This is a genomic window from Streptomyces sp. NPDC033178 (assembly GCF_055577685.1).
Map to the genome: position 1 here is coordinate 30684 of NZ_JBVIPT010000004.1, position 22771 is coordinate 53454.

The 22771-nt window shown below is 69.4% G+C and carries 17 protein-coding genes and 4 tRNA genes; 10 read left to right on the top strand and 11 right to left on the bottom strand.

The window, feature by feature from the left end; translation table 11 throughout:
- Positions 1–149 precede the first annotated feature (149 nt).
- The 4 genes from ACZ5VQ_RS10770 to ACZ5VQ_RS10785 all read right to left on the bottom strand — a co-directional run bounded on the left by ACZ5VQ_RS10770 (position 150) and on the right by ACZ5VQ_RS10785 (position 5542).
- The gene (locus ACZ5VQ_RS10770; RefSeq protein ID WP_469104620.1) at positions 150–1685 is read right to left on the bottom strand and encodes an amino acid permease; all 1536 of its coding nucleotides are present in this window, start codon (positions 1683–1685) and stop codon (positions 150–152) included.
- A 168-nt stretch (positions 1686–1853) separates the two neighbouring features.
- Positions 1854–4055 carry a DEAD/DEAH box helicase gene (locus tag ACZ5VQ_RS10775; protein ID WP_469104621.1) on the bottom strand — a complete coding sequence of 734 codons (2202 nt, stop codon included), beginning with the start codon at positions 4053–4055 and terminating at the stop codon, positions 1854–1856.
- Positions 4056–4382: 327 nt separating this feature from the next.
- Positions 4383–4904: a hypothetical protein gene (locus tag ACZ5VQ_RS10780; RefSeq protein ID WP_469104622.1), complete on the bottom strand. Its 522-nt coding sequence runs from the start codon at positions 4902–4904 to the stop codon at positions 4383–4385.
- Between the two features lie 287 nt (positions 4905–5191).
- Positions 5192–5542, bottom strand: a complete 351-nt coding sequence (locus ACZ5VQ_RS10785; RefSeq protein ID WP_055637702.1) for a metallopeptidase family protein — start codon at positions 5540–5542, stop codon at positions 5192–5194.
- A gap of 125 nt (positions 5543–5667) precedes the next feature.
- Between ACZ5VQ_RS10785 and ACZ5VQ_RS10790 the strand changes: the two genes are divergently transcribed.
- From ACZ5VQ_RS10790 to ACZ5VQ_RS10825, 8 genes are all read left to right on the top strand, one after another.
- Entirely contained in the window at positions 5668–7242 is a 1575-nt protein-coding gene (locus tag ACZ5VQ_RS10790) for a metallophosphoesterase family protein (protein WP_469104623.1), read from the top strand.
- An 80-nt stretch (positions 7243–7322) separates the two neighbouring features.
- Positions 7323–7398: transfer RNA gene (locus ACZ5VQ_RS10795), tRNA-Glu, on the top strand.
- Positions 7399–7534: 136 nt separating this feature from the next.
- Entirely contained in the window at positions 7535–7951 is a 417-nt protein-coding gene (locus ACZ5VQ_RS10800) for a hypothetical protein (RefSeq protein WP_469104624.1), read from the top strand.
- A 338-nt stretch (positions 7952–8289) separates the two neighbouring features.
- Positions 8290–8364: transfer RNA gene (locus tag ACZ5VQ_RS10805), tRNA-Asp, on the top strand.
- 23 nt (positions 8365–8387) lie between these two features.
- Positions 8388–8461 (top strand) — tRNA-Phe (locus ACZ5VQ_RS10810).
- A gap of 108 nt (positions 8462–8569) precedes the next feature.
- Complete coding sequence (hrpA, locus tag ACZ5VQ_RS10815; RefSeq protein ID WP_469104625.1) at positions 8570–12538, top strand: ATP-dependent RNA helicase HrpA; 3969 nt, start codon at positions 8570–8572, stop codon at positions 12536–12538.
- A gap of 94 nt (positions 12539–12632) precedes the next feature.
- Positions 12633–12707: transfer RNA gene (locus ACZ5VQ_RS10820), tRNA-Asp, on the top strand.
- A gap of 241 nt (positions 12708–12948) precedes the next feature.
- Complete coding sequence (locus ACZ5VQ_RS10825) at positions 12949–13140, top strand: DUF6274 family protein (protein WP_200396847.1); 192 nt, start codon at positions 12949–12951, stop codon at positions 13138–13140.
- Positions 13141–13659: 519 nt separating this feature from the next.
- Here ACZ5VQ_RS10825 and bldC read toward each other — a convergent pair.
- The gene (gene bldC / locus ACZ5VQ_RS10830) at positions 13660–13866 is read right to left on the bottom strand and encodes a developmental transcriptional regulator BldC (RefSeq protein WP_027749187.1); all 207 of its coding nucleotides are present in this window, start codon (positions 13864–13866) and stop codon (positions 13660–13662) included.
- A gap of 583 nt (positions 13867–14449) precedes the next feature.
- Positions 14450–15316, bottom strand: a complete 867-nt coding sequence (locus ACZ5VQ_RS10835) for a DUF8083 family protein (protein WP_469104626.1) — start codon at positions 15314–15316, stop codon at positions 14450–14452.
- A 233-nt stretch (positions 15317–15549) separates the two neighbouring features.
- Here ACZ5VQ_RS10835 and ACZ5VQ_RS10840 point away from each other — a divergent pair, with 233 nt between their 5' ends.
- Positions 15550–16650 (top strand): Leu/Phe/Val dehydrogenase, encoded by a 1101-nt coding sequence (locus tag ACZ5VQ_RS10840; RefSeq protein WP_469104627.1) that lies wholly within the window; start codon positions 15550–15552, stop codon positions 16648–16650.
- Positions 16651–16952: 302 nt separating this feature from the next.
- Positions 16953–17204, top strand: a complete 252-nt coding sequence (locus ACZ5VQ_RS10845) for a DUF3073 domain-containing protein (RefSeq protein WP_055613827.1) — start codon at positions 16953–16955, stop codon at positions 17202–17204.
- A gap of 187 nt (positions 17205–17391) precedes the next feature.
- Here ACZ5VQ_RS10845 and purM read toward each other — a convergent pair whose 3' ends face one another.
- The 5 genes from purM to ACZ5VQ_RS10870 all read right to left on the bottom strand — a co-directional run bounded on the left by purM (position 17392) and on the right by ACZ5VQ_RS10870 (position 22763).
- Positions 17392–18462, bottom strand: coding sequence for a phosphoribosylformylglycinamidine cyclo-ligase (gene purM, locus ACZ5VQ_RS10850; protein WP_469104628.1), 1071 nt, complete (start codon positions 18460–18462; stop codon positions 17392–17394).
- Positions 18463–18514: 52 nt separating this feature from the next.
- A complete protein-coding gene (gene purF, locus ACZ5VQ_RS10855) occupies positions 18515–20041 on the bottom strand; it encodes an amidophosphoribosyltransferase (RefSeq protein WP_362071075.1) in 1527 nt (508 codons plus the stop codon).
- Between the two features lie 62 nt (positions 20042–20103).
- Positions 20104–20964 carry an META domain-containing protein gene (locus ACZ5VQ_RS10860; protein ID WP_469104629.1) on the bottom strand — a complete coding sequence of 287 codons (861 nt, stop codon included), beginning with the start codon at positions 20962–20964 and terminating at the stop codon, positions 20104–20106.
- 97 nt (positions 20965–21061) lie between these two features.
- Positions 21062–21859, bottom strand: a complete 798-nt coding sequence (locus ACZ5VQ_RS10865) for a maleylpyruvate isomerase family mycothiol-dependent enzyme (protein ID WP_469104630.1) — start codon at positions 21857–21859, stop codon at positions 21062–21064.
- Positions 21860–21869: 10 nt separating this feature from the next.
- Positions 21870–22763 (bottom strand): M23 family metallopeptidase, encoded by an 894-nt coding sequence (locus ACZ5VQ_RS10870; RefSeq protein ID WP_469104631.1) that lies wholly within the window; start codon positions 22761–22763, stop codon positions 21870–21872.
- Positions 22764–22771: the final 8 nt, after the last annotated feature.

The following is a 22771-nucleotide window of genomic DNA, read 5'->3' on the forward strand; positions in this document are numbered from 1 at the left end:
CGATGCAGGAACGAGCATAGCCCGACGTGGCCGGGACTCCGATCGGGTATCGGTGACCCGGCCACGTCGATGGAGCCCCGGCGGAGCCCCGGTGGGGCCCCGATGGAGCATCGATGGAGCACCCGTAGAGGAACGTAAGGCGCACAGCGCTACGGATCGACCGGATCCGGGGCACCCTTGCGAGCCGCCTCTCGGGCGTGGGTGCGTTCGTGGTCCGGGTTGAGGAACCAGTGGCGGGCCGAGGCGAACCACCAGGCCGCGGCGAAGCCGAGGACGGCCAGGACGGCGATGGGGGCGTAGTTGAAGGTCTCCCAGGTGACCGGGGAGACCTGGGGCAGCATGAAGAGGATCGTGATGACCGCGACCCACGCCACCGCCACCACGCCGATCGGGCGGGACCAGCGGCCCAGGTGCCACGGGCCGCGGTCGAAGGCCTCGCCCTTGCGCAGGCGCAGCAGCGTCGGGATGACGTACGCGATGTAGAGGCCGATCACGGCGATGGACGTCACGGCCGCGTACGCGGTCACGTTGATCAGGTAGGGCAGGCCGAGCACCAGCGCGCCCAGCGCCGCGAGCCACACCGCGGCGACGGGCGTACGGGTACGCGGGTTCACCGTGTGCCAGATGTGCGAGAACGGCAGGGCCCCGTCGCGCGAGAAGGCATAGATCATGCGGGAGTTGGCGGTCACGGACGCCATGCCGCAGAACAGCTGGGCGCCGATCACCACCAGGAGCAACAGCTTGCCCGCCGTCGCGCCCAGCGCATCCAGGAGGATCTGGGCCGGGGGGACCCCTGTCGGCGAGCCGAGGGCTCCCTCGTACGACTGGATCGCGAACGTGAAGCCCAGGAGCAGGACGAAGCCCGCTATCCATGATGTCCAGATCGATTGGACTATGCCCTTCGGGCCGGCCGTCGACGCGTCGTGTGTCTCCTCCGTCATGTGCGCCGAGGCGTCGTACCCGGTGAAGGTGTACTGCGCCATCAGCAGACCGAGCAGGACTACGTAGAAACTGCTGCCCCAGCCCGTGTTGTTCACGAACTCCGTGAACACGAAGGACGCCGACTGGTGCTGGTCCGGCGCGAACGTGAGCGCGCCCACGATGACCGCCACGCCCACCACGTGCCACCACACGCTGACGCTGTTGAGCAGGCCGACTATGCGTACGCCGAAGGTGTTCAACAGGCCGTGCAGGACCAGGATCCCGGCGAAGAGCAGGATCGTACGGCCCGGTGTGACCTCGAAGTCGAACTGCAGGTTCAGGTACGCGCCCAGGAACGAGGCCGCGCCGAAGTCGATGCCCGCGGTCACCGCGACCTGGCCGAGCACGTTGAACCAGCCCGTGAACCACGCCCAGGCCGCGGCCGTACGCGGCGGGGCGAGGCGGTGGGCCCAGAAGTACAGGCCCGCGGAGGTCGGGTACGCCGAACAGATCTCGGCCATTGCCAACCCGACGAACAGGGTCATCAGGCCGACCGCGACCCAGCCCCAGGTGATCACGGCGGGCCCGCCGGTGTTCATGCCGAACAGATAGAGCGTCAGGCACCCGGAGAGCACCGAGATGATCGTGAAGGAGACCGCGTAGTTGGAGAACGCCGACATGCGGCGGGCGAGGACCTGCGTGTAGCCGAGCTGCGCGAGACGTTCCTCGTCCGACAGCCCACTTGCCTTGGCGTCATCTGTCATGCCCCCAGCAATTCCCCTGCCGGGGGTACGACATGCGCCAGGCGATTGGCCAAAAATTGACGTGCCGTACACGCACATCGTCGCCCGTGCCCAGGCACGCGAAGGGGCCCGGACGACCGAGGTCGTCCGGGCCCCTTCAGTTGTTCAGTAGTCGCCGCTCAGGCGATGTCAGCCGTTGCGCTTCCAGCGCGGCTTGTCGTCGCGGCGCCCGAAGGACGGGCCCGAGCCGGAGCCGGCGCCGCGGTGGTCGTCACGACGGCCGTAGGGACGGTCGTGGCCACCGGAGCGGAAGCCGCCGCCCGAGGGACGGTCGCCCTGCCGGTCGCGGTTGAACGGGCGGTCGCTGCCCCTGTGACCGGCGGGACGGTCGTCGCGACGGAAGCCACCACGGTCCCCGCCACGGTCGCCACCGCGGTCGTCACGACGGTCACGGTTGAAGCCACCCGACGGACGGTCGTCACGGCGGAAGCCGCCACGGTCACCACCGGAGGGACGCTCGTCACGACGGTCACGGTTGAAACCGCCCGAGGGACGGTCGTCGCGACGGAAACCGCCACGGTCACCACCGGAGGGACGCTCGTCACGACGGTCGCGGTTGAAGCCACCCGAGGGGCGGTCGTCACGACGGAACCCACCACGGTCGCCGCCACGGTCACCACCGCGGTCGTCACGACGGTCGTCGCGGCGGAAGCCACCCGACGGACGGTCGTCGCGACGGAAACCGCCACGGTCGCCACCCCGGTCGCCACCGCGGTCACGGTTGAAGCCACCCGACGGACGGTCGTCACGACGGTCACGGCGCTCGTAGTTGCCGCGCTCGTCACGACGCTGACGCGGCTGCTCCTCGCGCGCGGCAGCGGCGGCTTCCTCGGCCACCGCCTGCTCGGCGACGGCAGCGGCGGCGGCCTCGACCACGGCAGCGGCCTCGGCGAGCGCGGCCTCCGGGTCCTCGCCACGCTCACGCGCGGCACGGGCGATCAGCCGGTCCGACTCCTCGCGCAGCTCGACGGCACGACGCTGCGCGCGCTCCAGCTGCTTGGTGAGGTCGGTGACCTCGCGCTCGGCCTGCTGCGCGGCGTTGCCCGCGGACTCGGCCTGGACCTCGGTCATCGACCGGGCACCGGTGATGTCCGCGACCTCGGGGTCGAAGCTCGTACCGCCCTGGATGATGTGGCGCGAGGCGTCGACGCCCGCGTCCTCCATCAGCCGGAAGATCTGGCGGCGCTGGTGCGGCAGGGAGAGCGAGACGACCGTGCCGGAGCGGCCCGCGCGGGCCGTACGGCCGGAGCGGTGCAGGTAGTCCTTGTGGTCACCGGCCGGGTCCACGTTCAGGACCAGGTCGATGCCGTCGACGTGGATACCGCGGGCGGCGACGTCGGTCGCGACGAGCGCGTTGACGTAGCCCTTCTTGAAGTCCTCAAGCACGCGGGTGCGGGCGCCCTGCGTCATACCGCCGTGCAGCGCGTCGGCCTTCACACCGGAGTCGCAGAGCTGCTCGGCGATGCGGTCGGCGCCCAGCTGGGTGCGGACGAAGATGATCGTGCGGCCCTTGCGGGAGGCGATCGCGGCGGTGACCGGCGCCTTGTCCTTGGGCTTCACGATGAGGATGTGGTGGGACATCGTCGTGACGTTGCCCTGGGCGCTGTCGACCTCGTGCGTGACCGGGTTGGTCAGGTAGCGCTTGACCAGCGTGGAGATCTCGTTCTCCATCGTGGCCGAGAACAGCATGCGCTGGCCGCCGCCCGGGATCTGGTCGAGCAGCTCGGTGACCTCGGGCAGGAAGCCCAGGTCGGACATCTGGTCGGCCTCGTCGAGGACCGCGACCTGGACGTTCTCCAGGGAGCAGGCGCCGCGGTTGATGATGTCGCGCAGCCGGCCCGGGGTGGCGACGAGGACGTCGACACCGCGCTCCAGCGCGTAGATCTGGTTGCCCATCGACGTACCGCCGCAGACGACCTTCATCTTCAGGCCGAGCACGTCGCCGTACGGCTGAAGGGCGTCCGCGACCTGCATCGCGAGCTCACGCGTCGGCGTGAGGATGATGCCGCGGGGCTTCTTCTTCTCGGTGTGGCCGCCGGAGAGCTGCGTCAGCAGCGGCAGGCCGAACGAGAGGGTCTTGCCGGAGCCGGTGCGGCCACGGCCGAGGATGTCCTTGCCGGCCAGGGCGTCCGGAATGGTCGCGGCCTGGATCGGGAAGGGGGCGGTCACGCCGTTCTGCGCGAGCTTGCGCACGACGCCCTCGGGCAGACCCAGGTCGCTGAAGGTGACCTCGGGAACCTCGGGGGCCGCGGACGCGGCAGTCTCGTCGACAGCGTCCCCGATGTTCTCGTTCTCGGGCACGACGACGTGATCAGTACTGGAAATGGACATGCGAATGCGAAACCTTCCGGAGTCTCGTACGGCACGCGCCCGTCAACTCCGTGATTTCGCAAACGACCGCCTCAATGCGGTCAGCCACGGCAAGGGAGAGTACGCGCCACACGGCGCGCTCTACTTGGCGCCGGGCAATGGGATCAAACGATCTACCACCATACGCACCCCCCACCCGGTAAGGCAAACCGGCTCCGAGAGGCTCCGGTCACACTGCCTCCGGGTCCTCCCGCCGAACCGAGGTGCACCCCCTGTGACCAGGCCCGTCGCGACCAGGCCCGTCGCGACCAGGACCGTTGCGACCAGGACCGTTGTGACCGGGCCCGTTCAGGCCTCGACACCGGCCTGGGGTGCCGGTTCCCGCCGCTCCACGAGCTGCGGCTCGGGCTCCGGGTGCGCCGAGGACGACGGCTCGGCGGTGGTCGGGTCGGGCGACGGAGGCGGCGGCTCCTCCTTGGTGGGCGTCGGCTCGGGGGCCGGCCGCGTGGGCGTGGGCTGGGCCTTTGTCGGCGAGGGCGCCCCCGGCTTGGGCTTCTTCCCGTCCTTGCCGTCCTTGCCCGGCTTGGGCGGAGCGGCCGTCCCGCTCTCCCCCGCGGACGGCGACGCCGACCCGGACGCCGACTCGTGGGGCTTCGCCCGACCGTGTTTTCCGTCACCCGCCCCGCGATAGCCGGGGCCCCCGCCGCTCACCGCGGACCCGCCGTCGGGCGCCTCACCGCCCCGCTGCCCGGCCGAGTGCGAGGGCTTCGCGTGGTCGCCCCCGTCGTCACCGACGCTCATGCAGCCGGCGGACGCGGCGACGGCCAGGGCGGCGGCGGCCAGACGGACGGGTACGTACTTGGCGCGCACGGGCAGCCACCTCCGGGCGGTGTGAGGAGTCCCCCTGCCCAACTCCCGCCGCCCGCAAGAAGACACGCGAACGCCCGAGAGACACGGGAGAACCGCCCGCGGACCGCGAGAGATATGTCACCCGCACCCGAGAGCGTGCGCCCGCTCGCCGTCCCCCACGTCCGAAAGCATGCGCCCACTCGTCGTCACCCACGTCCCAAGGCATGCCCCCACTCGTCATCACCCACGTCCCAAGGCGTGCACCCGCTCGCCGTCACCCACGTCCCAAGGCGTCCGCCCGCGGTTCGTCACCCGTACCCGAGCGCGTGCAGCCGTGCGTCGTCGATGCCGAAGTGGTGGGCGATCTCGTGGACCACGGTCACCTCGGTCTCGGCCACCACCTCCTCGCGCGTCGCGCACATCCGCAGCGTGGGCCCCCGGTAGATCGTGATCCGGTCGGGCAGCACCCCGGCGTACCACTCGCCGCGGTCGGTCAGCGGAGTCCCCTCGTAGAGCCCGAGCAGCTCGGGGTCGTCGGCGGGCGGCTCGTCCTCGACGAACACCGCCACGTTGTCCATCAGCCGCGTCAGCTCCGGCGGAATCCGGTCCAGCGCCTCGGCGACCAGTTCCTCGAACTCCTCGCGCGTCATCTCCAGCACAGGGCCATTGTCCGGTACCAAGGCCCGGGCGCCATGGGACGCGGCTACGGGAGCACACCCCGGGGCACGCCCGAGAGCGGGAGCCGCGCCGCATATCCGCCCCCACCTCTGGGCATACGGGACCAATGGCCCGCGTCCCCGCTGCCGCCACCGCTCTGCACCGTGTACGACGGGCTCCCCGCGCCCTCGTACGCCGCTACCGCGCTCGCCGCACACACCCCGTCGCCCCTGCCGTCGAACTCGTCCACCAACCGCACCCGTGGGCCCGCGCCCTGGGCCTCGTCACCGTGGTGCTGTTCGGCGCGTGGCTGGGCCTGCTGATCGTCGGGAACGTCCGGGCGCCGGTGGGCCCCATGGACACCACGATGACGTTGCGCCCCTCCCTGACGGGCGGCACGAAGATCAACGTCTCGCCGCTCGGCGCCCTGGAACTGCGCAGCCACACGGCCCCGCTCCGCCTCGACGTGGACGTCGACCAGCTCGACCCCGTCCGCTCCCAGGCCCTCGTCGACCACCCCGAACGCCTCTCCGGCCTCCAGGACGAGGTCGCCCAGGACGTCGGCGACGGCACCCTCGACCTGGCCGTACGGTCGGTCGTCGCCGTCGTCTCCGGCGCGACCGCCCTCGGCCTCGCGGTCTACCGCCGCCCACGCCGGGCCCTGGCGGCCGGCGGCCTGGCCCTGACCCTGCTGGCGGCCTCGGGAGCGACGGCCTTCGCGACCTGGAACCCCAACTCGGTCCTGGAGCCGAAGTTCTCGGGCCTGCTCTCCTCCGCCCCCTCGGTCGTCGGCAACGCCCGCAGCATCGTCAGCGAATTCGACGTCTACCAGAAGGAGTTGGCCCGCCTGGTGACGAACGTGACGAAGCTGTACGACGTCACGTCCACGCTCCCCGCCTACGCGCCCGACCCCTCCACCATCCGCGTCCTGCACGTCTCCGACATCCATCTCAACCCGGCGAGCTGGAAGATCATCGCCTCGCTGGTGAAGCAGTACAAGATCGATGTGATCGTCGACTCCGGCGACACCATGGACCACGGCACGGCGGCGGAGAACGGCTTCCTGGACCCGGCGTCCGACCTCGGCGCCCCGTACGTCTGGGTGCGCGGCAACCACGACGGCCGGGTCACCCAGAGCTATCTGGAGCGCATGAAGAACGTGCACGTGCTCGACGACGGCCGGGCCGTCTCGGTGGCGGGCCTGCGCTTCGCGGGCGTCGGCGACCCGCAGTTCACCCCCGACCGCACGGCCAAGCTGGGCGGCGACGAGTCGGAGGTGCTCGCGGGCGCCCGCCTCGCCTCCTCCCTGCGCGACCAGAAGGCGGCCGGCACCCCGGTCGACATCGCCATCGCGCACAACCCGACGGCAGCACGCCAGACGGACGGCGATGTGCCCCTGGTCCTGGCCGGCCACCTCCACCACCAGGAGATGGAGATCATGAAGTACGGCACCCGGCTGCGCATCGAGGGCTCCACGGGCGGCGGCGGTCTGCGCGCGCTGGAGGGCGAGGACCCCGCACCGATCGAGACGTCGATCCTCTACCTCGACCGCGACACCCGGCGTCTCCAGGCCTGGGACGAGATCAAACTGGGCGGTCTCGGACTCACCACGGCGGAGGTCAGCCGCCACCTCCCCAAGGAGAACCAGCCGGGCGCCGTCACCACCCCGGCCACCCCAACCCCTTCCACACCCACCCCGTAAACCGTTTTGGCGATCCCTCCCGACATCCCATATGCTTCTCACGTCCCCGACGCGCTGCAAGGCGCCCAGGCGGGCCGATAGCCCTCATCGTCTAGCGGCCTAGGACGCCGCCCTTTCAAGGCGGTAGCACGGGTTCGAATCCCGTTGGGGGCACCAGCTACTTGTATGGGTCGCAGGTCAGAGTCTTCTCTGGCCTGCGATTTGTTTTTCCCAGGCTTCGTCCCGTGACCTGTCCGGGAACCGACCCTCCGCCGTGCTCGGCGCCCTCGTCAGCCGTCGCCTCGTCCACCGGATGGGAGCCGGCCCCGTCCTGCTCGCCACCGCGACCGAGGGGATCGTCTGGGCCGCGGCCCCGGCGGCCCTGGCGACCGGATCGAGCGCGGTGGTCATCGTCATCGCCTTCGTCTCCGCGCTGTGGCTGCCGGTCTGGAACATCACCGTCATCACCCTGCGCCAGCTGATCACCCCGCCCCACCTCCTGGGCCGGGTGCACGCCACCGCCCGCACGATCAACCTGTGCACCATCCCCGTGGGAGCGGTGGCGGGCGGCCTCCTCGCCGGCTGGGCCTCCGACGTGTGGGGCGAAGGCACCGGGCTCGCCGCCGCCCTTGCGGTCGCGGGCCTGGTCACCGTCTGCGGACTGCCGTTCCTGCTGCGTACGGAGATCCGTCACATGCGCCGGCTGCCCTCCGGCGAGGAGACACCGTGATGACTGCCCCCGCGGGCCGGCGTCGCTGCCTGTCCGCCCACCTGACGATCCCGTCCGGCCGCCGTATCGACGCCGGGGGAATCGACATCACGACCGGGCCGTACACACAGCCGTCACGCGTCCGGGTCACGGGCTGCACCCGCCGTCGGGTCACCTGCCCCGCACCCAGCGCGTTTTCGGCCCACCGCTCATCCTCTGATACGCTGCTTCAGCGACGTCACCCCAGCTGACCAGCACCTCCACCCTCACCAGGAATCATCTTCCCGGCGTCGGCGGCAGACGGAATTACGTTGGGGGCACGCAACCCCGTGTGCGACACTGTTCGCACACAACAGCTTGGTCCTGTGGAGCAGTTTGGAGTGCTCGCCACCCTGTCAAGGTGGAGGCCGCGGGTTCAAATCCCGTCAGGACCGCTGAGATTCCTCGTGAATCTCTCGGCTGGGTAGCTCAGTTGGTACGAGCGACCGCCTGAAAAGCGGTAGGTCGCCGGTTCGACCCCGGCCCCAGCCACAGCACAGGCCCCGATCCCCGGATCGGGGCCTTGTTGTATGCCCGCGTTGTATGCCCGCACAAAAGCGTTCGCCCCTCGTTTCCCCGAGGTGAGATCCTGGAGGGCGTATGTCAACGACTCCTGCCCCCGCCTTCGGCGCCATCGCCCCCCGCCTGACCGAGCTGTCCCTGCGCGACGCGCAGCGGCTCGGGCGCAGGCTCGAAGGCGCGCGCAAGATCCGTAAGCCCGAGGCCCGGGCCGCCGTCCTCGCCGAGATCGAGGCGGAGGTCGCCAAGGGCGAGGCCCGCATGGCCGAGCGCCGCTCCCGCGTGCCCGCGATCACCTATCCCGAGCAGCTCCCGGTCAGCCAGAAGAAGGACGACATCGCGGCCGCCATCCGCGATCACCAGGTCGTCATCGTCGCCGGCGAGACCGGTTCCGGTAAGACCACCCAGATCCCCAAGATCTGCATGGAGCTCGGCCGCGGCGTCCGCGGCATGATCGGGCACACCCAGCCCCGCCGTATCGCCGCCCGGACCGTCGCCGAGCGCGTGGCGGACGAGCTCGACGTCACGCTGGGCGAGGCCGTCGGCTGGAAGGTGCGTTTCACCGACCAGGTGAACCAGGACGGCACCTTCGTCAAGCTGATGACGGACGGCATCCTGCTCGCCGAGATCCAGACGGACCGCGAGCTGTACGCGTACGACACGATCATCATCGACGAGGCCCACGAGCGGTCCCTCAACATCGACTTCCTGCTGGGCTACCTCGCCCAGCTGCTGCCCAGGCGCCCGGACCTCAAGGTCGTCATCACCTCCGCGACCATCGACCCCGAGCGCTTCTCCCGGCACTTCGGGGACGCGCCGATCGTCGAGGTCAGCGGGCGTACGTACCCCGTGGAGGTCCGTTATCGCCCGCTCCTCGAAGAGGAAGGCGACGACTCCGACCGAGACCAGATCACCGCGATCTGCGACGCCGTCGAGGAGCTCCAGGGCGAGGGCAAGGGCGACATCCTCGTCTTCCTCTCGGGAGAGCGGGAGATCCGCGACACCGCGGACGCGATCACGAAGAGGAACTACCGCTTCACCGAGGTACTGCCCCTGTACGCACGCCTCTCGCACGCCGAGCAGCACCGCGTCTTCCAGCAGCACACAGGCCGCAGGATCGTTCTGGCGACCAACGTCGCCGAGACCTCCCTCACCGTGCCGGGCATCAAGTACGTGATCGACCCGGGCACCGCCCGTATCTCCAGATACAGCCACCGCACGAAGGTCCAGCGCCTTCCGATCGAGCCGGTCTCGCAGGCCAGCGCCAACCAGCGCAAGGGCCGCTGCGGCCGGACCAGCGACGGCATCTGCATCCGTCTCTACTCCGAGGACGACTTCCTCGCCCGCCCGGAGTTCACCGACGCCGAGATCCTCCGTACGAACCTGGCGTCCGTCATCCTTCAGATGACCGCGGCCGGACTCGGGGACATCGAGAAGTTCCCGTTCATCGACCCGCCGGACCACCGCAACATCCGCGACGGCGTCCAACTCCTCCAGGAACTGGGCGCGTTGGACCCCTCCCAGAAGGACGCACGCAAGCGGCTCACGGACCGGGGCCGCAAGCTCGCCCAGCTGCCCGTGGACCCGCGGCTGGCCCGGATGGTCCTGGAGGCCGACAAGAACGGCTGTGTGCGCGAGGTCATGGTGATCGCCGCCGCGCTCTCCATCCAGGACCCGCGCGAGCGCCCGGCCGACAAGCAGACACAGGCCGACCAGCAGCACGCCCGCTTCAAGGACGAGACGTCGGACTTCCTGGCGTACCTCAACCTCTGGCGGTATGTGCGCGAGCAGCAGAAGGAGCGCGGCTCGTCGTCCTTCCGCCGGATGTGCAAGCAGGAGTACCTGAACTTCCTGCGGATCCGCGAGTGGCAGGACATCTACACCCAGCTGCGGACCGTCGCCAAGCAGATGGGCATCCATCTCAACGAGGACGACGCCCCCGACCAGCAGGTCCATCTGTCCCTCCTCGCCGGCCTGCTCTCCCACATCGGCATGAAGGACGTGAAGGAGGCAGGGGTCGAGAGCGGGAGGAACACCGGGAAGAACGAGTATCTGGGCGCCCGGAACGCCAAGTTCGCGATCTTCCCCGGCTCGGCGCTCTTCAAGAAGCCCCCGCGGTTCGTGATGTCCGCCGAGCTCGTCGAGACGTCCCGTCTCTGGGCCCGGGTCAACGCGAAGATCGAGCCCGAGTGGGTCGAGCCGCTCGCGGAACACCTGCTGAAGCGCACGTACAGCGAACCGCACTGGGAGAAGGACCAGGCCGCGGTGATGGCGTACGAGAAGGTCACTCTGTACGGCGTGCCGATCATCGCCCAGCGGAAGGTCAACTACGGGCGGATCGACCAGGAGGCCAGCCGCGAGCTTTTCATTCGCAACGCACTGGTCGAGGGCGACTGGCGTACGCACCACAAGTTCTTCGCGGACAACCGCAAACTCCTCACCGAGGTCGAGGAGTTGGAGCACCGCGCCCGGCGCCGCGACATCCTCGTGGACGACGAGACGCTGTTCGACTTCTACGACCAGCGGGTGCCCGAGCACGTCGTCTCGGGCGCGCACTTCGACTCCTGGTGGAAGCACAAGCGCCATGAGGAGCCCGAGCTGCTCGACTTCGAGCGGTCGATGCTCATCAACGAACGGGCCGGGGACGTCAGCAAGGACGACTACCCGGACACCTGGCGCCAGGGCCCGCTGAAGTTCCGGGTGACCTATCAGTTCGAGCCAGGTGCGGACGCGGACGGCGTCACCGTCCACGTGCCGCTCCAGGTGCTGAACCAGGTCACGGACGAGGGCTTCGACTGGCAGATCCCGGGCCTGCGCGAGGAGGTCGTGACGGAGCTGATCCGTTCCCTCCCGAAGCCGATCCGCCGGAACTACGTCCCGGCCCCGAACTTCGCCCAGCGGTTCCTGGACCGGGCGGTGCCCCTGCAGGAGCCGCTGACGACGACGATGGCGCGCGAGCTGAAGCGCATGGTCGGCGTGCCCCTCACGGCCGACGACTTCGACTGGTCCCGGGTCCCCGACCACCTGAAGATCACCTTCCGGATCGTCGACGAGCGGCGGCGCAAGCTGGCCGAGGACAAGGACCTGGAGGCCCTGAAGCTGCGCCTGAGGCCGAAGGCGCGCCAGGCGATCTCGCAGGCCGCGGCGGCGACGGCCGAGCGCGAGGGCGGCGGAGCCATCGAGCGGACGGGCCTCACGGACTGGACCATCGGCTCCCTCACCCGTGTCTTCGAGACGCGCCGGGCCGGCCAGCCGGTGAAGGCGTTCCCTGCCCTGGTCGACGACGGCGACACCGTCTCCGTACGCCTCTTCGACACCGAGGCCGAGCAGCAGCAGGCCATGTGGAAGGGCACGCGGCGGCTCATCCTGCGCAACATCCCGGTGAACCCTGCCAAGTTCGCCTCGGACAAGCTCACGAACGCGCACAAGCTGGCCCTGTCCGCGAACCCGCACGGTTCCGTCCAGGCCCTCTTCGACGACTGCGCGACGGCCGCCGCCGACAAGCTGGTCGCCGACTTCGGCGGCCCGGCCTGGGACGAGGAGTCGTACCGCAAGCTGTACGAGAAGGTGCGCGCGGAGATCGTCGACACGACGGTCCGTACGGTCAACCAGGTGCAGCAGGTCCTGGCCGCCTGGCAGGCCTGTGAGCGCCGCCTGAAGGGCGTACGCAGCGCCGTCCTGCTCGCGAACCTCACGGACGTACGGAAGCAGCTGGACGCCCTCGTGAAGCCCGGCTTCGTGACGGAGACGGGTCTGCGGCGGCTGCCGGACCTGATGCGCTATCTGGTGGCCGCGGACCGCCGGCTCCAGCAGATGCCGACGAACGTCCAGCGGGACACCAGCCGCATGGAGAAGGTCCACGAGATGCAGGACGAGTACGCGTGGCTCCTGGAGCAGATGCCGCAGGGGCGTCCCGTGCCCTCGTCGGTCCTGGACATCCGCTGGATGATCGAGGAGCTCCGGGTCAGCTACTTCGCCCACGCGCTGGGCACGGCGTACCCCGTCTCCGACAAGCGCATCGTGAAGGCGATCGACGCCGCTGTCCCGTAACGGCGCCTGCACAGTGGGTGAGTTCGCCCAGGGGGCTCACCCTCCTGTAGAGTCCTGTCTCGCAGCGCAACGCAAGATCCGCACTGCAAAACCTGGTCCTGTGGAGCAGTTTGGAGTGCTCGCCACCCTGTCAAGGTGGAGGCCGCGGGTTCAAATCCCGTCAGGACCGCAACAGGTGAAAGGCCCCGCATCCGCAAGGATGCGGGGCCTTCGTCATGCCCCGCCCCGGGCCACTCCCCCATGGGCGCACCCCCAAGAAACGCCCCGCATCCGGCAACAGAGCGCTTCGCCAACCCCACAGGGCCCCCGCAGCACACCCCGCACAACCTGGGCTTGACGCCGTCACATTCCCCCAGTACCTAAAAACCAGGGCCCAAGACACCCCATCGCACACCCCACCGGAGGTGACCATGGCGGCGACCGCTCGACATGAGACGCGAGCCCTGCTCCGCGCCCACCTGTCGGCCGCCTCCGGCTACCGCCATCTGACAAGGCACTGCCCGATCTGCCACCGACTCCTCCGGCTGGCCTCCGAGAGCGCTCCCTACGACCAGGAGAGCCCCGAGACCCCCTACGAGGACGAGACACCCTCCCCGGCGTGAGCGGACCGCATGACGCGCCCCGCACCTCAACTGCCCCTCGGGCGACGCCAGATGCGCACGGCCTCCCCTAGCGCAGAAACGCCATCCACAACAAGGACCATGACGTGTGATGGGTGTCACCGCATAAGTTTTCAAACCCGCGGTACTTACCCCTCACCTACAACTGGTCAATTTAATATGTGCAATTGCACCCTGCTCCGGGGCCACGCACAGCTGATCCGACAGGTCTCCCCAGACTGCGACAAGGCCGCTCACAGACAGGCCCCGCACCCTGTGCGCACCCCATGACCAGCACATGACCGAACACCGCCGGCACGCCATAGGCGCACCGTCGGCACACAAAAAAGATCGCACTGGACCCGGCGGAGTCCAGCGCGATCTACGACGCACCCTTGTTGCTTGTGGTTCTCGCTTGGGCGTGGACCCCGTTGGGGCAGGATCCGCGTCGCTTGGAGCTTGGGTTCGGGCAGTCCGACAAGTTAGGGGACCTGCCGAAATGCCCTGCTATGCAGTTGTTGTTCAGACTTCGCTGCGCTGCTGCGGGATGCCCGCGAGCAGGGCACGAACCTCGGCCTCGCGGTAACGGCGATGGCCGCCGAGCGTGCGGATCGAAGTGAGCTTGCCGGCCTTCGCCCACCGCGTCACCGTCTTCGGGTCCACGCGGAACATCGTGGCAACCTCAGCGGGGGTCAGCAGCGGCTCGGCATCAGGGGTGCGAGCGGTCATGAGCGGCCTCCTCGGGAGAACCGAACCTTCTCGGTTCATTCCTCTAAATTCTGCACCTTGACCCGCGTTGCCCGAAATGGCGGATGCGGGTCGAGTCGGTTATAGGACGAACGGCTTGTCCTCGGCACTACAACTACACCATCTGTCCAACCGCGTCGGCCAAACCGATGGAATTGCCCTCCCAGGTGTCCATCGGCGACGGAAGCCAATGGACCATGCCATAGCGGACAGTCACGCCGCTGTGACGATCAGTCACAGGGCGATCAGGAGTCAACAGACCCCCCATAGCGTGCAATGCTGAGATTCCACCCATACGTGGGCAGAAGGAGCCCTCCCCGGACTCCTTGTCCTATTTTGGCATGAGGAGGGGCGTTAGACGCAAGGTCCGCGTTAGTGCCGTCCGTCACGCTTACCCCGTACGACCCGGATAGGGACTTACGTCCTGTCAGAACCCGTGACGCACAGGGACCATCAGTCCCACAGGTCATCTCCCGCTCCGGCGGGCGAACCTACGACGCCGGTATGCGGACCTCCAGTATGCGGACTCTCCGCTTCAGGGTCCCGGCTTCAGGGGTCCTCGGCCTCAGTTCGCCGAGCGACGGTCCCGTACCGAGCGCCACCGCTCCACGAGCCGGCCGTACGCCTCGCCGGCGCCGGCCCCGTCGCCCGTACGCAGCGCCTCGATGCCCTCGGCGACGTCGGCCGCCGAATGGTCGCCGTCGAGCTCCCCGGCGGGCAGGACGTGCACCAGGCCGCCGTAGTCGAGCTCCACCAGCGAGCGCGGGTGGAACTCCTCCAGCCAGCGCCCGACGTCCACCAGGCCGTCGATGAGCGGTCCCTCGTCGAGGGCGTCCCGCAGCGTCCGCAGGCCTCGCGCCACCCGCCGCCGGGCCTGCACCATCGGCGTCCGGTAGCGCAGGACGGGCGGGTCCTCCGCCGCCCCGGGACCGTCCCCGGAGCCGGTGCCCTTGTCGTACTCGCGCTCCTCGTCCGACACCAGCACGAACCAGTTCAGCGGGACCTGCCAGGTCGACGTGCGGATCCAGGGCCGGGCGTCGGGGTTGCGGGTCAGCCAGCGCTCGTAGTCCTGGGTCGCCTGATGGCGTACGACCGCCGGGAGCACCGCCTCCAGGACCGGTGCGGGCAGCTCCTCGGCCAGGTCGCCCAGGGCCTGCCAGCCGCGCAGCCGGGTCCGCCAGGGGCACACGCACAGCACGCCGTCCACGTCCGCGACGAACGCGTCGCCGCTCTCGTGCACCGGCACCGGGATCGGCGGGGTGGGCAGCAAGTCGGCCAGTGACCGGCGCAGTTCGTCCTGGTAGGAGGGGCGGTCGGGCCGGCGCGCGTAGCGGGCCCAGTGGCCGCGCTCCGGCTCCGGGAAGGCCGCGAGCGGTTCGTACACGCGCAGATAGGACGCGTACGGGACGATCAACGAGGACACCTTGGGCACGCTTGCTCCCTCCCCCGCCGACCCGACGGAAAACCCGCGAAACCCGCTCACAGGAGTGCGGGAAAACACTGCAAATCGTCCCACGCCCCACCGTGACCGTACTCCGCGAGAGGGTGATCCTGACCACTGCGCGGATGGCGGTCGTGTCCAGGCTCTAATCTCATGCCACACAGACCTCCGCCACCCGTACGGAGGCCGTCCCAACCGCCGCTTCTTAACTGGGAGTCACCACCGTGACCGACGTAACCGGCGCGCCTGCTGATGTACTGCACACCCTGTTCCACTCGGATCAGGGCGGCCATGAGCAAGTCGTGCTCTGCCAGGACCGAGCCAGTGGCCTCAAGGCCGTCATCGCCATCCACTCGACCGCCCTGGGCCCGGCCCTCGGCGGCACGCGCTTCTACCCGTACGCGAGCGAGGAGGAGGCCGTCGCCGACGCGCTGAACCTCTCTCGCGGGATGTCGTACAAGAACGCCATGGCCGGGCTCGACCACGGCGGCGGCAAGGCCGTGATCATCGGGGATCCCGAGCGGATCAAGACCGAGGAGCTGCTCCTCGCGTACGGCCGCTTCGTGGCCTCACTCGGTGGCCGTTACGTCACCGCGTGTGACGTCGGTACGTACGTGGCCGACATGGACGTCGTGGCGCGCGAGTGCCGCTGGACGACCGGGCGCTCCCCCGAGAACGGCGGCGCGGGCGACTCGTCCGTCCTGACTGCCTTCGGTGTCTTCCAGGGCATGCGGGCCTCCGCCCAGCACCTGTGGGGCGACCCCTCGCTGCGCGGCCGCAGGGTCGGCGTCGCGGGCGTGGGCAAGGTCGGGCACCACCTGGTGGAGCACCTGCTGGAGGACGGCGCCGAGGTCGTGATCACGGACGTCAGACAGGACTCCGTACGGCGAATTCTGGACAGGCACCCGTCCCCGTCCGGTGTGACGGCCGTCGCGGACACCGACGCGCTCATCCGGGTCGAGGGACTGGACATCTACGCCCCCTGCGCGCTGGGCGGCGCCCTGAACGACAACTCCGTGCCGGTGCTCACCGCGAAGATCGTCTGCGGTGCGGCCAACAACCAGCTGGAGCACGCCGGCGTCGAGAAGGATCTCGCCGACCGCGGGATCCTCTACGCGCCGGACTACGTGGTGAACGCCGGCGGCGTCATCCAGGTCGCCGACGAGCTCCACGGATTCGACTTCGAGCGGTGCAGGGCGAAGGCCTCGAAGATCTTCGACACCACGCTGGCCATATTCGCACGTGCGAAGGAGGACGGGATTCCGCCGGCCGCCGCGGCCGACCGGATCGCCGAACACCGCATGGCGGAGGCACGCCGTCCCTGAGGTCCCAAGGGCCTCTCCGGGGCGTCTGGCGGGTACCCGTCGGCGGGTGTTGGAGAGAACTCTCACGTTCGTCGGCGGGTCGTTCGCCAAGAAGAGGTTAAAATCGCGGTTGACCAGCGGGGACAGGGCACCCCGAGGGTTCTGGGCTCAGGCGCGTCCTGCGGGCGACGTACCGTATGGGCGTGGGCTCAGGTACCGTGGAAGCCCTACGGACCGGTCTCTCCACGGAGAGCCCGTTCCAGATCATGAACGCGTGTCAAGACTCTGGGGCCGTCGAGCCCCGTATCCGAGGGGGTCGAGCCATGGGGCGCGGCCGGGCAAAGGCCAAGCAGACGAAGGTCGCCCGCCAGCTGAAGTACAGCAGCGGCGGGACTGACCTCTCGCGTCTGGCCAATGAGCTGGGCGCTTCGACTTCGCAACAGCCGCCGAATGGCGAGCCGTTCGAGGACGACGACGAGGAAGACGACCCGTACGCCCAGTACGCGGATCTCTACAACGATGACGAGGACGAGGACGACGAGTCCGGTCCCACGTCTCAACGCCGCGGCGCTTGACGCTCCAGCTGAGCTTGTCTTTCTAGCTGCGCTTCACCCGGTCCGGGTGCAGGATTCGCCGGACCGGGTTTTGCGCGTGTTCGCTCCGCGGGGTGCCAGGAAACTGCGGCCGGTTGTGAACCTGCGGGTTCGCTGTGGCCGGTCGCGCCCACTCGGCGGAGCTGTATATCGGCACAGCCCCGCGCGCCTAGCGGGGCGCGTAGTCGTTGATCAGGGCCGCGCCCGTCTCGTGGTCGCCCCGGTCCGTGATCTCGCCTGCCACCCAGGCTTCCACGCCGCGGTCCGCCAGTGTGGCGAGGGCCACATCCGTGGACTCCTCCGGGACGATCGCGATCATGCCGACGCCCATGTTGAGGGTCTTTTCCAGTTCCAGGCGGTCGACCTGGCCGGTGGTGCCCACGAGGTCGAAGACGGGGGCCGGGGTCCAGGTGGCGCGGTCGACGATGGCGTGGAGGCCGACCGGGATCACGCGGGCCAGGTTGGCCGCGAGACCGCCGCCCGTGATGTGTGAGAAGGCGTGTACGTCGGTCGTGCGGGTCAGCGCCAGGCAGTCCAGCGAGTAGATCTTGGTGGGCTCCAGGAGCTCCTCGCCGAGCGTGCGGCCGAACTCCGCGACGTGCTGGTCGAGCTTCAGCTTCGCGCGGTCGAAGAGGACGTGCCGGACGAGTGAGTACCCGTTCGAGTGAAGGCCTGAGGCCGCCATGGCGATCACGGCGTCACCCGTACGGATGCGATCCGCGCCGAGCAGCCGGTCGGCCTCCACAACGCCCGTACCGGCGCCCGCGACGTCGAAGTCGTCCGGGCCGAGGAGCCCGGGGTGCTCGGCCGTCTCGCCGCCCACCAGGGCGCAGCCCGCGAGGACACAGCCCTCGGCGATGCCCTTCACGATGGCCGCCACGCGCTCCGGGTGGACCTTGCCGACGCAGATGTAGTCGGTCATGAAGAGCGGCTCGGCGCCGCACACCACGATGTCGTCCATGACCATCGCGACCAGGTCGTGGCCGATGGTGTCGTACACGCCGAGCTGACGAGCGAGGTCGACCTTCGTGCCCACGCCGTCCGTGGCGGAGGCGAGCAGCGGGCGCTCGTACCGCTTGAGGGCGGAGGCGTCGAAGAGGCCGGCGAAGCCGCCGAGGCCGCCGAGGACCTCGGGGCGCTGCGTCTTCTTCACCCACTCCTTCATCAGTTCGACGGCGCGGTCGCCCGCTTCGATGTCGACGCCCGCAGCTGCGTAGCTGGCACCAGTTGTCTCAGACATGACGGTGAGAACTTTCGTGTCGTACTGCAGATGAGCAGGTATTACGGGCTGTCTACGGGCGACGGATCGCGTCGGCCGCGGCCGTGGCGGCGGGCCCGGCGGCCAGCTCGGTCTCCAGGAGCTGCTTGCCGAGCAGCTCGGGGTCCGGGAGCGCCATCGGGTACTCGCCGTCGAAGCAGGCACGGCAGAGGTTCGGCTTGTCGATGGTCGTGGCCTCGATCATGCCGTCGATGGAGATGTACGAGAGGGAGTCGGCGCCCAGCGAGGTGCCGATCTCCTCGATCGTCATGCCGTTGGCGATCAGCTCGGCGCGGGTGGCGAAATCTATGCCGAAGAAGCAGGGCCACTTCACGGGGGGCGAGGAGATCCGGATGTGGACCTCCGCCGCGCCCGCCTCGCGGAGCATGCGGACCAGCGCGCGCTGTGTGTTGCCGCGCACGATCGAGTCGTCGACGACGACCAGGCGCTTGCCCTTGATGACTTCCTTGAGCGGATTCAGCTTCAGCCGGATGCCCAGCTGGCGGATGGTCTGGGAAGGCTGGATGAAGGTACGTCCCACGTACGCGTTCTTCACGAGACCGGCACCGAACGGGATGCCGGAGGCCTCCGCGTAACCGATCGCGGCGGGCGTGCCCGACTCCGGTGTCGCTATGACCAGATCGGCCTCTGCGGGGGCTTCCTTGGCGAGGCGGCGGCCCATCTCGACACGGGAGAGATACACGTTCCGGCCGGCGATGTCCGTGTCCGGACGGGCCAGATACACGTACTCGAAGACACAGCCCTTGGGCTTCGCTTCCGCGAATCGGGAGGTCCGCAGGCCGTTCTCGTCGATGGCGACGAACTCGCCCGGCTCGATCTCGCGGACATAGGCGGCGCCGCAGATGTCGAGGGCGGCGGACTCGGAGGCGACGACCCAGCCGCGCTCCAGACGGCCGAGGACCAGCGGGCGGATGCCCTGCGGGTCGCGGGCCGCGTACAGCGTGTGCTCGTCCATGAAGACGAGCGAGAAGGCGCCCTTGACCTGCGGGAGGACCTTTCCGGAGGCCTCTTCGATGGTCAGCGGCTTGCCGTCGTCGTCGACCTGGGCGGCCAGCAGGGCCGTGAGCAGGTCCGTGTCGTTGGTCGCCGCCACACGCGGGGTGCGGCCCTCCTGCTTGGGCAGGTCGGCGACCATCCCGGCGAGCTCGGCCGTGTTGACCAGGTTGCCGTTGTGGCCGAGCGCGATGGAGCCGTGCGCGGTGGCACGGAAGGTGGGCTGGGCGTTCTCCCAGGTGGACGCACCGGTGGTCGAGTAGCGGGCGTGACCGACCGCGATATGACCTAGGAGCGAACCGAGGGACGCCTCGTCGAAGACCTGGGACACGAGCCCCATGTCCTTGAAGACAAGGATCTGGGAGCCGTTGCTGACCGCGATTCCCGCGGATTCCTGGCCTCGATGCTGGAGGGCGTAGAGCCCGAAGTAAGTGAGCTTGGCGACCTCTTCACCGGGAGCCCAGACTCCGAAGACGCCACAAGCGTCCTGGGGTCCTTTCTCGCCGGGGAGCAGATCATGACTGAGTCGACCGTCACCACGTGGCACACAACCGAGTGTAGGCGAGATCGACCACTGGTCCGAATTGGGGATCCAGGAGCCCTAATGGATCACTTCGCGGCGACCGCTTCGACGCCCGGGCCGTTTTCGCTGGTCAGCGTGAGCGTGCTGCCCTTCAGCTGGTATTTCACGGTGCCGCCGAAGAGCTTCAGGAGGGTCTTCTCGGTGTCCATGAGTGAGGCGGAGCACATCTTCCGGGTGGTGCCGGGCGCGCCCAGAGTGATAGTGCCGTCGCCGACCGTCGCCTTCGCGGTCACCTTGTTGCAGCCGAGCTGACCGCGGACGGTGCCGTCCTTGTCGAAGGTGAGGTGGACCTTGCCCTCGGCCTCGGAGGCCAGGGCCACTCCCGATTCGCCCCCTGCCGCACCCTTCGTCATCGTGGTGACGTTCCACTTGGTGCCGTAGAGCTCGGCGGGCTTGTCGGCGGTGAGGTTCACGGTGTACCCGTTCTCCGTGGTGAGCGTCAGCTTGTCGTCGTTGACCTCGGCCTTGAGCGTGCTGCCGGAGATGATGCCGCCGAGCCGGGACTCGAAGCCCATCGTCCCGTCGGCGGTGCAGGCCATCTCGGTCTTGAAGGTGTCGTCGCCGATCGTGATCGTGTCGCCCTCGATCTCGGCGGTGGCCCCGAAGTGGTTGCAGCCGTAGTTGCCGCCCACCTTGCCGTCCTTGCCGAACTCGATGTGGGCGCCGGCCGGGGCGTCCTGCGTCTTGCCGTCGGCCGTCACGCTCTCGACGTTCCACTGCTTGCCGGTGATCCCGGTGGCCTGGCGTGTGCCGACGGAACCGGAACCGGAATCATCACTGCCGCTTTCTGTTCCGCAGGCGGCGGTGGCGAGGAGCCCGGTGACGGCCAGGGCGCTGAGGCCGACCCGCGGGCTGAGGACGCTGAGGTTGAGACGCTGCGTGTGCATGCCGCTTTGACGGGGCGGGTGGGGTGCTTGGTTCCCTCACCGGGTAACGGCCGCGCAACGCCCGCCCCGTGGGCGGACGCCGGGGCCGACGCCGCCGTCAGCGCATAAGGGGAAGCAGTCCGCCCAGGTCGGCGCGTTCCCCGCTCGCGCTGACCTTCGCTTCGTCGAGGGCCGCCTTCCACTCCAGGCGCCCGGTCGCGAGCCGGATCCACGTCAGCGGGTCGGTCTCGACGACGTTCGGCGGGGTGCCGCGCGTGTGGCGCGGGCCCTCCACGCACTGCACGACCGCGTACGGCGGTACGCGCACCTCGGTGGAGGCGCCGGGGGCCTTCGCGGCGAGCGCGTCGGCAAGGAGGCGGGTGCAGGCGGCGAGGGCCTGGCGGTCGTACGGGACGTCGAGGCCCGGGACGGCCGCGTTGAGGTCGTCGGTGTGGACGACCAGCTCCACCGTGCGGGTGACGAGGTAGTCGGCGAGGGTCATGGAGCCCGTGCGGGCGGCGAGCAGGCGAGCGCCGGGGGCCGCCGCCAGGTGCTCGGCGAGGCGCTGCTCCGTGTGGGCATAGAGCGCGTCGAGGTCCGGGTTCGCCCGGGCCAGCTCGCGGGTGCCCTCGGCGATGTCGTCCGCCCTGGCGCCGGTCGCGAACGGCCACTCCAGCAGGGTCAGTTCCGCCTTCGCCGGTTCGTCCCTCTCCAGGTTCCGGCTGACGGTCTCGGCGGCCATCGTGATGTGCGCGGCCAGCTCCCGTACGGTCCAGTCGCCGAGCCTCGTCGGCCCGGCCAGCTGCTCGGGGGTCAGGCCGCGCACCGCCTCCCGTACGTTTCCGAACTGGGCGAGGACCGCCGCGCGGGTCTTCGCCGGGTCGTAGGTACGGGTGCGCTTCTTGGCCGGTGGCATGGCGGCGAGCCTATGCGCTCCGCTTGGAGGGGGGTACTTCGCCTGCGGGTTCGTCGTGGCTGGTCGCGCCGTTCCCCGCGCCCCTTTGCGGCGCCGCTGTGAACGATTCCTTGTTGGCCGGGACTCCGATTCCGCTCCAGGTGAAGGGGATTCCTTGGGCCGCGTCGAGGTCCGGGCCGTCCATCAGCTGGAAGTGCACGTGGGGCTCGGTGGAGTTGCCGGAGTTGCCGCAGCGGGCGATCTGCTGGCCCGCGCGTACACGGTCGCCCGGCTTGATCTTGAGTGAGCCCCGCCGCACGTGGGCGTACATCGCGTACACCCCGTCGCCGAGGTCGAGCACGACGTGGTTGCCGACGATCCAGCGCGCACCGCTGATCTCCCGGACCGCGCCTTCGATCAGCATCAAGTAGGCGAGCGCGGGGATGGAGTTGCGGCTGAGATGGTCGCGCATCCAGTCGCTCGCGTGCACGACGGTGGCGTCGGCCACGGCGAACAGTGGCTCGTCGTACGCGGGAAAGGCACTGCTGCGGCGGACGACCGGCCAGAGCTTGGCGAAGGCGGGTCGGCTCTTCCCGGACTCGATCGGCTCGGCCACGATGTCGATCGCGTACGTCTGCCCGTACGCGTGCGTGCCGTGGCTCGGCACCTTCGTGGCCGGGCTGTTCATCGCGGACCAGCGGCCCCTGACCGGCGGGTCCACCTCGACCGGCGGGCGGTCCGCGGCCTCGCGCCCGGGCCCGCTGCGGCTCACGGCCAGCCCGATGACGACGGACAGCAGCAGCGGCAGGAACGCCCACGTCCAGCCGATCGGGTAGCCGGGGACGAGGAGCTCCCCCAGGACCATGGCCAGGAAGGCCAGTTGAAGTATCCGGAACAGAATCATCGCGGTCTTGCGGATGGACATGGTTCCCC